12 protein-coding genes are annotated in these 12,212 nt (G+C 44.2%); 7 read left to right on the forward strand and 5 right to left on the reverse strand.

Going from position 1 to position 12,212, the window contains the following annotated elements; translation table 11 throughout:
• Position 1: 1 nt before the first annotated feature.
• From IC230_RS03915 to IC230_RS03935, 5 genes are all read right to left on the reverse strand, one after another.
• The gene (locus tag IC230_RS03915) at positions 2-1,249 is read right to left on the reverse strand and encodes a hypothetical protein (protein WP_191037643.1); all 1,248 of its coding nucleotides are present in this window, start codon (positions 1,247-1,249) and stop codon (positions 2-4) included.
• A 57-nt stretch (positions 1,250-1,306) separates the two neighbouring features.
• Positions 1,307-1,726, reverse strand: a complete 420-nt coding sequence (locus tag IC230_RS03920; RefSeq protein WP_191037644.1) for a VRR-NUC domain-containing protein — start codon at positions 1,724-1,726, stop codon at positions 1,307-1,309.
• A complete protein-coding gene (locus tag IC230_RS03925; RefSeq protein ID WP_191037645.1) occupies positions 1,723-2,022 on the reverse strand; it encodes a helix-turn-helix domain-containing protein in 300 nt (99 codons plus the stop codon). Before IC230_RS03925 ends, IC230_RS03920 begins: the two co-directional genes overlap by 4 nt.
• 64 nt (positions 2,023-2,086) lie before the next feature.
• The gene (locus IC230_RS03930; protein WP_191037646.1) at positions 2,087-3,229 is read right to left on the reverse strand and encodes a hypothetical protein; all 1,143 of its coding nucleotides are present in this window, start codon (positions 3,227-3,229) and stop codon (positions 2,087-2,089) included.
• Between the two features lie 13 nt (positions 3,230-3,242).
• Positions 3,243-4,607: a site-specific integrase gene (locus IC230_RS03935; RefSeq protein ID WP_191037647.1), complete on the reverse strand. Its 1,365-nt coding sequence runs from the start codon at positions 4,605-4,607 to the stop codon at positions 3,243-3,245.
• 863 nt (positions 4,608-5,470) lie between these two features.
• On the opposite strand from IC230_RS03935, the gene IC230_RS03940 reads away from it, so the two are divergent.
• From IC230_RS03940 to IC230_RS03970, 7 genes are all read left to right on the forward strand, one after another.
• A complete protein-coding gene (locus IC230_RS03940; RefSeq protein ID WP_191037648.1) occupies positions 5,471-6,304 on the forward strand; it encodes a MotA/TolQ/ExbB proton channel family protein in 834 nt (277 codons plus the stop codon).
• A gap of 73 nt (positions 6,305-6,377) precedes the next feature.
• Positions 6,378-7,004: an ExbD/TolR family protein gene (locus IC230_RS03945; RefSeq protein WP_191037649.1), complete on the forward strand. Its 627-nt coding sequence runs from the start codon at positions 6,378-6,380 to the stop codon at positions 7,002-7,004.
• Positions 7,005-7,062: 58 nt separating this feature from the next.
• Positions 7,063-7,599, forward strand: a complete 537-nt coding sequence (locus tag IC230_RS03950) for an ExbD/TolR family protein (RefSeq protein WP_191037650.1) — start codon at positions 7,063-7,065, stop codon at positions 7,597-7,599.
• Positions 7,600-7,604: 5 nt separating this feature from the next.
• The gene (locus IC230_RS03955) at positions 7,605-8,429 is read left to right on the forward strand and encodes an energy transducer TonB (RefSeq protein WP_191037651.1); all 825 of its coding nucleotides are present in this window, start codon (positions 7,605-7,607) and stop codon (positions 8,427-8,429) included.
• 221 nt (positions 8,430-8,650) lie between these two features.
• Positions 8,651-9,583, forward strand: coding sequence for a PstS family phosphate ABC transporter substrate-binding protein (locus IC230_RS03960; protein ID WP_191037861.1), 933 nt, complete (start codon positions 8,651-8,653; stop codon positions 9,581-9,583).
• Positions 9,584-9,670: 87 nt separating this feature from the next.
• Positions 9,671-11,449, forward strand: a complete 1,779-nt coding sequence (locus IC230_RS03965; protein ID WP_191037652.1) for a tetratricopeptide repeat protein — start codon at positions 9,671-9,673, stop codon at positions 11,447-11,449.
• A 163-nt stretch (positions 11,450-11,612) separates the two neighbouring features.
• Positions 11,613-12,188: an adenylate kinase gene (locus tag IC230_RS03970; protein ID WP_191037653.1), complete on the forward strand. Its 576-nt coding sequence runs from the start codon at positions 11,613-11,615 to the stop codon at positions 12,186-12,188.
• The last annotated feature ends 24 nt before the right edge of the window (positions 12,189-12,212 follow it).

Raw genomic sequence — 12,212 nt, forward strand, 5'->3', positions numbered from 1 at the left:
TTCAGTCGGTTTCTTCCTCGATTACTTCGAGCCGGTAATACTGCTGCCTGCCGTCCCGATATTCGCCTAATCGAACCGATCGCCCCTGGTCGTCGGTCATGTACGGCTGCTCTTCGATGACCTGTTTTAGTCGTTCCCGAATCAGGGCGTTACTGGCTTCAAATTCTGATTCGAGCACCTTAAACACCTCCCCTTTGGTCAGTGGACCATCGGCCAGTAGGTTCATCAAGCGGTCAGCAACGGTTTCAGCGTCTGCCTTATGTTTGCGGTAGTTGATGTGGCTGGCAATGGCATCTGCACCAGCGAGAACCAAACCGTTGCTGTCCTTGCAGAATTGCAGATACAACGGATCGGGTCGTTTGCCCCGGCGCAGTTTGAGATAGCGTAGTTTGATCAGTTCGGTATCGTTGCCATTGGCGTCTTTTTCCAGACCGATCTGTAAAACGGTACTGGCTTTATTGGCGGCTTCGGTGCCCGCATGTCCCCGGGCTTTTTCGGTACCGGGATTCTGGTGGATCACCAGCAGAAAAGTGGCATTGTAGTTGTCGCAGAGGTTACCCAGGAAATCGAACAGTTTCATGGATTCCTTCGGGTCGTTAAAATCGCCGATGGCATCAGTCACTACATCGATCAGGCAGAATAAATGTAGGGTGGTCTGCTCGCGAACGTGATGTATAAACGTTTCGATAGCTTTAAACCGGTTGCGCCGTTCTTCACCCTTGATGGAGGTGAAGCGAAACTGATCCGGAGTATCGTTGAGCAGGTAACCCGCCCGTAGCTTGATCCCCTGGATAGCGAAAGGAAGCTCTTCGGTCAGGTTGCGTTCGGTGTCGACGTAACAGATACAGAATCGCTCAAGTGATGCCCGCTTGAAGCCCAGAAACTGGGGATCGTTGCCTTCATTGATCGTGAGCATGAGCGCTGCCAGTAACTCAGCCAGGCGGGATTTATGCGAGCCAAAAGCGCCCTGAATAATATTGACTGTGCCTCGACCAACAACCCCCGTTTCGTCACGACTAATCAAGGGGGGACTAAACACAACGGGCTGAGTAGCTGAAACAGCAATGAACTTTTCTTTATCCAGCAGGCGGGTTAGCATGGCCTGCTGCGGGTCTGCTTTGGTATTGGCCGAATCGGCTTTTTGCTCTTCAGCCGAAAAATCGTAGTCGGCAAAGTCGTTTAACTCTTCGTCCGACTTATTGAAAAATGGCGGCACATACGTATCTTTGTCCTGGTTAGTAGCTGTCATTATAACAAGATTTTTCACCGCCTTCGGCTTGCCCCCGTTGGCGGTTTTGTTTTAGGATTAAGCGAACGGGGGAGTAAGAAATTGGGCGGTAAACCAGTCAGCGAAGGAGTCAAAATCATGTGCTACGAACACGGCAGCGCCAGCGCTTTCCAGTTCAGCAATGGCTTTCTTCTGGTCAGGGCTTAGTGTGTCGCGACCAACTTTTACCTCGACAAAGCATGCTCGGGATTCTACTACGGCTAAGATGTCCGGAAGACCCGTGCGCTGCTGGCTGGGTACGAACTTCTTTAGATCCTCACGGAAGGTGCCGGTTGAGGATAGCCGGGTGGCGAAGTGGCCCCGGTTGCGGATGTGGGTAATAATCCGACGGGTTAAGGCATTTGCCGATTCAGTTTTTGGCCCTTTCTTTCTGGGCTTACGGGCAGTCTGCTCGCCGATGAAGTTCTGGAGTTGGCGGAAGGCGGGTTGCTGGCTCATGCATTCACCTCCCCTTTCTGTTCACGGTTACCTTCTTCCAACCAGGCTAGAAGTTCAGACCGGCGGAACGTTAAACGGTTGCCTCGCTTTTTGTGAGGAATTGCCCGCTTAGATACCAGTGTGTAAATACGAGCTTGCGACAGACGGGTAAGCTGAGCGGCTAACGCAATTCCCCCAACTTCATCAACTGGCTCTTTGGATGTGTTGTCCAGCAGGGCGGTTAAGTAGTCGACCTTGCGACCTAGTTCATATACGAACTCTGGGAGCTGGTCAAATGTAATAGTTTGCTTCTGCATTGCTTATCGTCGTTTGTTTTAGACGATAGCAAAGAGAAGAGGTTATTTATTGGTGAGATAGTGGTTATGGCTCCTCACCAATATAACCAGCAAAATCCCTGTCATATGAATTAGGTGCAGTTGCGAACTTTTGTCTAGTAGTTTTTTTATCAGTCCCACTAAACTGAATAAATACTGTATGAATGAAGTCAATAAAGGACTGTCTTTTAGGCCTTGTACCAAAGAGTACTTTGTGAAGTCGATAGAAAGTATAGCGTATATGCTCATTAGATATGTTTGTGGAAGGAATTGGTAAAACCTCATCTGGCACCTCGTTTACTATTACTAAATGCTCGGTATAAGTAATCAACTGGTCAAAATCTGCCTGGGGCATTATACGTGTTTTCTGTGGGCTAAGCCCGCCTAATGGCGCAATGATTTGTCGAACATATTGTCTCTTTTCGGATTCTGTGAAAGGCTCATTGCGAATATCTCCCTTTGTATAACCTGAATTATTTAACACGTCTGAAATGATGTTTGCGTTCTGACCATCCGATGCCTTAAATTCGATTGGTAAGGATCCGTTATGCCAAACTTCCAGTATGTCTTTCAAATAGGCTTCATAATGTACAATATCCCAGATTTCAGCCAACCTAACGGCTTTTACAAGAGGGTCCTGTTCATTATTAAATAAAAAGTCGTAAGTACGATTTACCTCTAAACTCTGCCGAAGTTCCGCTATGTTTTTGGCAATTACCGGCGTTACATTGTTAACGATTCTACCTGCTGCGTTTATCGAACTTGTTATCGAAGTTAACTCCTGTTGTAGAAGGTCCTTTTTACGTATAGCCGTCGCAAATCTCCGCTGTAGATCTGCTTTCATTGCAGCCAAAGAACAAATGATAAACGCTCCTTTTTGTTTATCATCTTCGCTTGGCTGCCAAGCAAATTTGGGTACCTCCTTACCTGCTTCGATAAACTCTGTTCGGTAATAATTCATTATATACTGATGATATACTCGTCTATCGTCATCAGTTTTAGGCATAAGTTTAAGCGTAAACGAAGTATTCTCTTCGTTTACAAAGATCTCCCCTCCACTTGGAAATTTGTCAACATTCTTAATCCAATACTGTAGTCTATCCTTAAAGGATTCCAAACGATCTAATTGTAGCTTGTGATGCCAGGCGCGGGTATATCGATCTTGATAGGGTTCGGGTTCTGTGGTCATAAGAAAAGAAGAGTTATAGTAAAGCATCAAAAGCAGCGTCCAGCGTATCGGAGGTGAACTCATCCAGATACACCGTCGTCATTTTCTCGGATTTATGACCCAGCATCTGGCCTGTGATAGCGTCAGCTACCCCAGCCCTTCTGAGACTAGTGGCAAAGCTGTGGCGGGCTACGTAGGTCGTTAGGGGTGTATCAATGCCAACCCGCTCGCCTAAAGTCTTCAGGTCGGCATTGACCTGGCCCAAAATCTTGTTGAGCCGGTTATCGATCTGGGTAGCGGTTTTATGAATGTTGGCGTCCAAAATTGGAAAGACGTAATCCGTAGGCTTTATAAAGGTGATAGGCCGGTATTGCTCGATAATGGCCAGGGCCCCCTCGGCTAGTTTGATGTTAAACTTACCCCCCGTTTTTTGACGTACATACTGAAGGCGGGCAATACCTTTCTCATCGGTAGTAATATTCTTCCAGCGAATCTGGCAGAGGTCGACAAAGTTGATACCGGCGGCAAAGAAGGAAAACAGAAATACGTCTTTAGCCCGCTGCATTCGCTCGGTCTCAATGCGGTTTTTCTGCTCGGCATATTTGCCCGTATATATATAGGTAGGCTGGTAGGCTTCGATCTTTCGAATATCCGCCCGGGTAATGGCCCGTTTACGCGTCGAGGTATTAAACTTACCCACGCTGAATTTATGCTTCTCGGTCGTGTTACGGGCAAAGGGGTAGTTCTCCAGTTTAGCGACTCCTTCCGATATAGCCCGGTTATATAGCGTCCGAAGCGTTCGAAAGCGAACCGATAGGGACGTGTCCATATTGCCCCGCTCCCGAAAGAACGACTCAAAGGCGTTGCAGAACTTGACCGTGATGGCCTCAAAGCGAACATCGGTCTTACCCGGATACTGAAGCGGAATAAATTCGGATAGCTGATTTTTGAGATCCTTATAAATAAGACCATTGCCAACCTTACCGGTTTTGCTCATCGTATCGATCTGCTCAAGGAGGTATTCCAGCACACTATAACTACGGGCTCGGCTGCGGTTCTCAATCGCTTTAGCCGCCACGGCACCCGCGTCGTGCACTTCATCAGCTAAGGTTAGCGACTTTGCCGCCTGGGCATACTGGGCTTCTTTGGCCGTTAGACGATTGATCAGATCTTCCCGCAGGGGCTCGGGATAGCTTTTACGGATGGCTTCCTTAAAGCCGGTGTGCTTATCGTTCCAGTGCTTGGGATGCAAAGAGAGACCCGTAGCGATAAATTTTGTCTTACGATCCTTGGTGATGCGGACCCAGAAGGGGTGAGTCCCGTCTTTTAGGGTCTTGCTGGTGCGGTAAATGACTCGTACTGTGGCACTTCCTTCTTTATGCTCGGTGGTTCTGGCCATGTTGTACCTGCTTTGAGTACATCGTTAGGTACAACAAATATAACAAACAACGCCATATTAACAACAAACGCTAACAAACAGAACAAGGCAAATAAGTCTGATTTTCAGACCACTAAGGAAGAATAACAAGGAATAATTAATTACAGAATACTGCATGGGGTGCAAGAGGTCGTGGGTTCGAATCCCGCCTTCCCGACAATTGATAATTATATAAGGAGACACAATCACTGGTGTCTCCTTTTTTATTCCCCCCCTATTAGCGGTTTGCCCAGGCTAAATTCAATTGTTGCGTTTTTGATTTCTAAATAATCATAAAGGCCCATATTTATTATTTTTTTAGGGTTCGTTATGGAATCTCTCTACTTACTGCATCTTCTTAGAAAAGATTCTGTAGAGTGTATTTATTGAAATACTAAACCTTAACAATTATTTTATGATCAACGCCCCGCCCCATTGAATGCAACATGATTAAGGGTATAGCAAATTAGGAGAGATTGGCTGTATTTCAGGAGGGAAATGACGATTTACTTATCTGCCGTATAAGGTTTTTACAACAGCTTGTTCCAGACATCTAACTCCGATTTAGATTGTCTATGAAGGGAATGGTTTGTGAAAGCTCTTAAGCGTTACCAGGTTTTAGTCAGTCAAATCGGATATATCCAACTATTTATTACTGGATTACAATAAAAGTGAAATATTTGACATATAGAATTGTATGGTTTTAATCAGAAAACCATATTTTTGTGGAGGTTTGAAAGCATTTCCGTCAAATATTTGGATGGACAAACCGAAAGAGTCTAAATTTTTCACTTTTTTTACCGGGCAAACCAACTTTTAAATTTTAACCCTACAGTCCAGTTACAATGAAAACACAAACTCCCTCTCCAGCACCTGCCAAAGCACCGGCACCAAAGAAGAAGTCAGGCGGTCTGAACCCAGCGTTGGTAATTCCCGTCCTGCTAATCATTGGTATCCTGACTTACATGTTCGTTTTCGGTGATGGCAGTCACTTTCAGGAAGGCGATAACACAAAAGAACCACTGCCCGGCGATTATTTCGGCACCGTTTACAAGGGAGGTTTTATCGTACCAATTCTGTTTACCTGCTTCTTAACAGTATTAGTATTCTCCATCGAACGGTTCATCACAATTGGCCGGGCTAATGGCTCAGGCTCAATTGATGATTTTGTTCGGAAAATCAAAGGCCAACTTGATCGTAACGAAGTAGCCGCTGCTATTCAGGAATGTGACCGCCAGAAAGGCTCAATCGGTAATGTTGTAAAAACAGCTCTGGTAAAATACCAACAACTGGCTACAGATACCCAGTTGGACAAAGAACAGAAGTTGGTAGCATTACAAAAAGAGGTTGAGGAAGCCACTACGCTCGAATTGCCGATGCTCGAAAAGAACCTGACAATTATCGCTACGTTGGCCTCGGTTTCGACCCTGATCGCTCTGCTTGGAACAGTACTTGGTATGATTCGGGCTTTCGCAGCTATGGGTGCTACCGGTCAGCCTGACACAGGTGCGCTTTCAACTGGTATTTCTGAGGCTCTTGTAAACACAGCTCTTGGAATCGGTACAGCTGCTATTGCCACAATCATGTATAGCTATTTCACCAGCCGTATTGACGTACTGACGTACAATATTGATGAAATTGGCCTTAGCATTCAGCAAAACTTTGCGGCTCACTACTAGGCCGATTAAGACCGTTGATGTAAACTAACCCATCCTGCCCAACCGAATTGGGCAGGAAGAAACAAAATAACTCATGCCAGCAGTTAAAATTAAACGCGCCAGTTCCACAGTCGATATGACAGCTATGTGCGACGTGGCGTTTCTGTTGCTGACGTTCTTTATCCTTACGGCTCAGTTCAGATCACAAGATGCCGCTGCTATCGAAACGCCTTCGTCTATTTCAGGAATCAAAGTACCTGATAGTGACATCATGACCATTGGTCTTGGCAGAGATGGTAAGGTTTATTTTGGGATTGATAATGCGCAAAACCGCATTGCCATGCTGGATAACATTGCTGCAGCGAAAGGTATAACCTTCACGAATAATGAAAAGAAGGAATTTTCGCTGATGTCGAACTTTGGCTTACCTATTAATCAGTTAAAATCGTTTTTAAACCTGCCAAAAGAACAACAGGCAAAAATAAAACAGCCTGGAATTCCAACAGACTCTACTGGTGCAGGTCCAACAAACGAACTGAAAGAATGGGTATATAACTCTCGAAAGGCTAATAACAATTTGCGAATTGCGTTGAAAGGTGATAATCTCGCTAAATTCCCCGAATTCAAGAATGTACTAGCTACGCTACAAGCTCAGAATATCAATAAATTCAACCTTATTACAGGCACAGAAGCCCCGCCTGCTGGTTGGAAAGCTGATTAAACGCTTAGGCGATTGCAACTCAAATCTGATTTTCATCTCGCGAATCTGTTAAGAAAACATGGCAGAAATTAACACTGGCGGTGGTGGTGGTAAGCATGATGGTGGTAAAGTAAGGTCCAAAAAAGCGTCAACTCGTGTAGACATGACGCCTATGGTTGACCTGGGATTTCTCCTAATTACCTTCTTCATTTTGGCCACTACCTTGAGCAAGCCATCTTCGATGACGCTCAACGTGCCAGATAAAACACAAAAGGAAGAAACGGAACCTATCAAGGCTTCCAACGTAATGACAATCTTTCTAGGGAAAGATAATAAGGCGCACTACATTTTTGGTAAAGCGGCCAATGAAGATCCCGAAGTAAAGACGGTTGGCTATGGGTATGAATTTCGTCAGGCACTTACAGAAAATGCCAAGAAAGTAGGTGGTGAAAAATTTGTTGTGGTTATTAAGCCCACCAAACAATCAACTTACAAGAATATGGTTGACGTACTGGATGAAATGGCGATTACTAAACTTAAGCGCTATGCTCTGGTAGATCAGTTAACTGCGGACGAAAAGAAGCTACTTAAAGACAAAGTAAAACTAGACACATAAACACCATGGCAGAATTAGACTCCAAGGCAACACTCGATGATATCGTGTTTGCCAATCGGAACCAGGCGTATGGTGCGTATTCGTTGCGTAAGGAATACCCTAAGACTGTAACACGTGCCCTAATAATCGGTGGCATTTTGTTCACGCTTGGTGTACTTGCGCCAACGATTATCACGGCACTGACTCCAGAACCTGAACAGCAAGCGATGGTTGAAGTGGACTTGATGAAGCTTCCTCCGCCACCTATTGATCCGAACGAACCGCCACCGCCACCACCACCACCAGTAGAGGTGCCGAAAGTGAATACGGTAAAATTCCTACCGCCGGAAGTAAAACCGGATGAGGAAGTTCCTGAAGAGACACCACCCCCTGCTGTTGAAGAGTTAAAAGAGGCTGTTGCCGCTGAAAAAACTCAGGAAGGTGATCCAAACGCTGAAGAGGTAATTGCTGCCCCTGAAGCTACAGCAGCGCCAACGAAAGTGGAGGTTGCTGTAGAAGCTGCGCCAAAAGAAGAGGAAATCTTTACGGTTGTGGAGCAGCAGCCGGAATTTACAGGCGGTATGGCCGCTTTAGGTCAATATTTACAGAAGAATCTACGATATCCAGCCGCTGCCCAGCGTGCTAACGTATCGGGGCGGGTATTCGTAAGTTTCGTAGTAAATACTGACGGTAGTATTCAAGACGTACAGGTCTTAAAAGGCCTGGGTTTCGGGACAGATGAAGAGGCCCAACGTGTGGTGAAAGGAATGCCTAAATGGCGTCCGGGTAAGCAATCAGGTCGTCCGGTTCGTGTAAAATATAACTTACCGATCAACTTTACGCTGGAATAACTTTTCTATGCGCAAACAAAATGGTGGGCCGGCACAGCTGACTTTGTATATTTCAATATTGGCTTCGCTGGCATATTTGGGAGGAGGCATCGCACTGATTGCCTCCTCTCAGTCTTTTGGGATGTTACCCGAGCCGGGAATTCTCCGATATAGTATGGGCTTACTTTTACTTATATATGGAGGTTTCCGTGCTTATCGAGCCTATCAACGTTTTAAAGAAAATGACTAATCGATTTCTCGTAACTGTAGGCTTGTTAATTTCTGTATTAGGTTGTAATGGTGATAAACCCCCATTAGATAATCCTTCACAAGGTACTATTGTTGTTGCTGCCGATGAGTCTTTTCATCCTTTAGTAACTCAATTAACCTCTGCCTATTCCGGTATCTATCCTAACACACATTTTAAAATCGTTTTCAAACCGGAACAGGAAGCAATTAATATGATGCTTCATGACAGCGCCAGGCTCGTTTTCGCAACACGTACCTTAAAACCTAATGAGCGGGCCATGTTAGATCAACGGAAAATAAAAGGAGCTACCGAGAAGATCGCAACTGATGGAGTCGCTTTGATTATTAACAAAGCGAATTCAGATAGCTTAGTTACGATGAACGAATTGAGTCAAATCTTTAGTGGGAAGATTAAGCAATGGTCTCAGTTGAAAGGTGGTAATCAAACAGGCCCCATCACTTTAGTATTTGACAACAACAATTCCAGCAATTTAGAGTTTGTATTAAATAAATTTAATACAAAGGATGTCCGTAACTTACGTATTTATACTACGCGATCAAATAAGGAGGTAATTGATTTCGTCCGTAAGAATCCATCGGCATTAGGATTTATTGGTGTTAACTGGATTAGCGATAGTGACGAGCCTCTTTCGGTGGAATTAGCACAGGATCTTCACGTAATGGGTGTCTCACCAAAAGATAATCCATTAAAACGAGACGATTATTTTCAGCCTTTTCAGGAAGATCTAGGCATGCAGCGATATCCACTACGTCGACCGGTATATATTTTAAGCCGTGAAACGCATCCTGGTTTAGGAGGAGGATTAATTAATTATATAGCTAGGGACGCCGGTTCGTTAATCATTCGTAAATTGGGACTTTGGCCAAGAATACCGTATGATCGCGTGATAAACTTGACGAAATGACCATGTTTTTTTGGTTTAAGCGCAATTTTTTAATTTTGAGAATTGTTTAATTAACACTAACCTTTTTTCAATTCCAACTTGATTTACATGATGAACAATCAAAAGCAATCGTTGATGACTCTCCTGCTTATTGGAACGACTATAACCGCTCCTCTAATGGCACAGGATCTTCCAACAGCTTTAAGTGATATAGAGGCTGAACGATATCCAAAGGCAGAGAAGGCCTTAACTCAACTGGCCACTAGTTCGCCAACAGCCGATAATCAATTTTATCTTGGCTATTATTATCTTAGAAGTGGGCAGTTGGACAAAGCAAAAGCAACATTTGAAAAAGGCGCTGCTGCTGACGCTAAAAATCAGTTAAATAATGTTGGCCTTGGTGGTGTTGCCTTAGCAAAGGGGGATGGTGCTACAGCTAAATCTTTAATTGATAATGCAGTTGGGCAAACAAAAAGCAAAAACCAAGATGTGCTAATTAGGGGCGCAGAGATGTATACGCTTTCTGACAAGCCAAAACAGAACGATCCAGCTGCCGCTCTCGCTTTGTTAGCTACTGCTGACGAAAAAGACAAGAAAAATGAGAATGCAGAGATCGAGATGCTAATGGGAGATGCTTATTTTCTGAAAAATGATGGTGGTAATGCCATTACAAAGTACGAAAATGCATTAGCTATTAATCCGAAACTAGCCGAGGCTAATTATAAAATAGGTCGGCTGTACCTGCGTGGTAAGAACTACCAGAAGGCACAAGATTATTTTAAGCAGGCGATTCAAACGGATGCTGAATTTGCGCCTACTTATCGGGGATATGCAGATGCTCTAGCTAACTCACGAGCTTATAAGAGTGCAGCACAAAACTATGAATTATACATTCAAAAGAGCGGCACTACTGATCCTGAGTTGTTGCTTGATGTAGCCCGTTACAAGTTTTTAGCTGAAGATTACCAGGGCGCTATTTCCTATCTGGACCAGCTGAAAGGCAAAATCAATAATCCAATTATTGATCGTATGTATGGCTGGGCTTACAGCGCTTTGGGTAAAAATAATGAATCTGTTGAATCTCTTAATCGGTTTATCTCGACGGCTCCCCAAAAAGTAATCTATGATGATTACAAATACTTGGGTCGTGCTCAAGGGCAATTAGGAACCCCTGAAGGTGACTCACTTAGCGTTGTTAATTTAGAGAAAGCAGCTCCATTAGATACAACAGAGAACCTTTATCGTGAGATCGGCGAGAAATACTATAAGACGAAAAAGTACGATAAGGCAGCTACGTATTACGCTAAGACTATTGCTAACGACAAAAAGCCACAAAACAACGATTTTTTGTGGTTAGGTCTTGCCAATTATCAGTATGCTCCCCGTGTTGGTCGTGACAGTACAGCTGCCCCTATAGATACTGCTCAGATTCCGCAGGTAAAACAACAGTATTATTTAAGAGCCGATTCAGCTTTCGCCCTGATGTCGCAAAAAATAGAAGCAGATGGCAAAAAATACCCACTAGCTTACTATTACCGGGCAGGTGCTAATTATTATGCATATCCGAACGAAAAAGAAAAGGGTGCTGAATTAGCGACACCACTCTATGAAAAATTCATTGAGCAGGCTATGTCTCCAGATTCAGCAGATAAAACGGATTATAAAAGGTACCTTATCACTTCTTATAAAGCATTGGCGGGATTTAGTCTTCTGAAGAAAGATGATGCTAAAGCTAAAGAATATTTTAATAAGGTATTGGAGCTAGATCCTAACGATGAAAGTGTTAAAAAGGCACTAGAAGGGCCTAAAGCACCACCTGCATCGACGAAACCAACTGCAAAACCAGCTCCTAAGGCTCCGGCAAAAAAGAAAGTAGCCAGTAGGTAACGGTCTGTCAAATTGAGTAAAAGAAAAGCGCAGTCATGATGTCTGCGCTTTTCTTTTTGTTTCCAGATAATAAAACACGTGACTACCAACGCTATTATTTTCCAGAGGTATCTTAACTTTGCGGGCGCAATTTTTGATTAAACAAGATTACTACTAAAACCGTATGCTTAACCTTGTACTGTTTGGCCCTCCAGGAGCCGGAAAAGGTACCCAAAGCGAGAAACTTATTCGTAAATACAATCTAGTTCATTTGTCAACCGGCGATTTGTTAAGATCGCAGATTGCAGCCGGTACAGAACTAGGTTTACGGGCCAAACAGTTGATGGACCAAGGATTACTCGTTCCGGACGAAGTTGTCATTGGTATGATCGATAATAAATTACGGGAGAACCAGGCTGCTCAGGGTTTCATTTTTGATGGATTTCCACGTACTGTTTTACAAGCAGAAGCGCTTGATCAGTTACTAAGTCTGTATAAAGCTCCCATTACGATAATGGTTGCTTTGGTCGTAAACGATGAAGAATTAATTCGTCGGCTGCTAAAAAGAGGGGAAACATCCGGTCGTCCAGACGATCGGGACGAGGCTACTGCCCGTCGACGCGTGAGTGTATACAATAAGGAAACTATGCCCGTAGCTGATTATTATGGTCAACAAGGGAAATTCGCAGCGATAGACGGCATTGGTGAGATTGATGATATCTTCCAGACAATCTGCCAAAAAATTGAAGAGAGTAGGTAATGTGAGGTAGGAATAGAGACTAAT

The organism is Spirosoma validum, from assembly GCF_014699035.1.
Taxonomy (GTDB): domain Bacteria; phylum Bacteroidota; class Bacteroidia; order Cytophagales; family Spirosomataceae; genus Spirosoma; species Spirosoma validum.

Bases quoted from the DNA above. Each gene is read 5' to 3' on its own strand.
- IC230_RS03915 (WP_191037643.1), bottom strand. From the start codon at position 1,249: ATGACAGCTACTAACCAGGACAAAGATACGTATGTGCCGCCATTTTTC.
- IC230_RS03920 (WP_191037644.1), bottom strand. From the start codon at position 1,726: ATGAGCCAGCAACCCGCCTTCCGCCAACTCCAGAACTTCATCGGCGAG.
- IC230_RS03925 (WP_191037645.1), bottom strand. From the start codon at position 2,022: ATGCAGAAGCAAACTATTACATTTGACCAGCTCCCAGAGTTCGTATAT.
- IC230_RS03930 (WP_191037646.1), bottom strand. From the start codon at position 3,229: ATGACCACAGAACCCGAACCCTATCAAGATCGATATACCCGCGCCTGG.
- IC230_RS03935 (WP_191037647.1), bottom strand. From the start codon at position 4,607: ATGGCCAGAACCACCGAGCATAAAGAAGGAAGTGCCACAGTACGAGTC.
- IC230_RS03940 (WP_191037648.1), top strand. From the start codon at position 5,471: ATGAAAACACAAACTCCCTCTCCAGCACCTGCCAAAGCACCGGCACCA.
- IC230_RS03945 (WP_191037649.1), top strand. From the start codon at position 6,378: ATGCCAGCAGTTAAAATTAAACGCGCCAGTTCCACAGTCGATATGACA.
- IC230_RS03950 (WP_191037650.1), top strand. From the start codon at position 7,063: ATGGCAGAAATTAACACTGGCGGTGGTGGTGGTAAGCATGATGGTGGT.
- IC230_RS03955 (WP_191037651.1), top strand. From the start codon at position 7,605: ATGGCAGAATTAGACTCCAAGGCAACACTCGATGATATCGTGTTTGCC.
- IC230_RS03960 (WP_191037861.1), top strand. From the start codon at position 8,651: ATGACTAATCGATTTCTCGTAACTGTAGGCTTGTTAATTTCTGTATTA.
- IC230_RS03965 (WP_191037652.1), top strand. From the start codon at position 9,671: ATGATGAACAATCAAAAGCAATCGTTGATGACTCTCCTGCTTATTGGA.
- IC230_RS03970 (WP_191037653.1), top strand. From the start codon at position 11,613: ATGCTTAACCTTGTACTGTTTGGCCCTCCAGGAGCCGGAAAAGGTACC.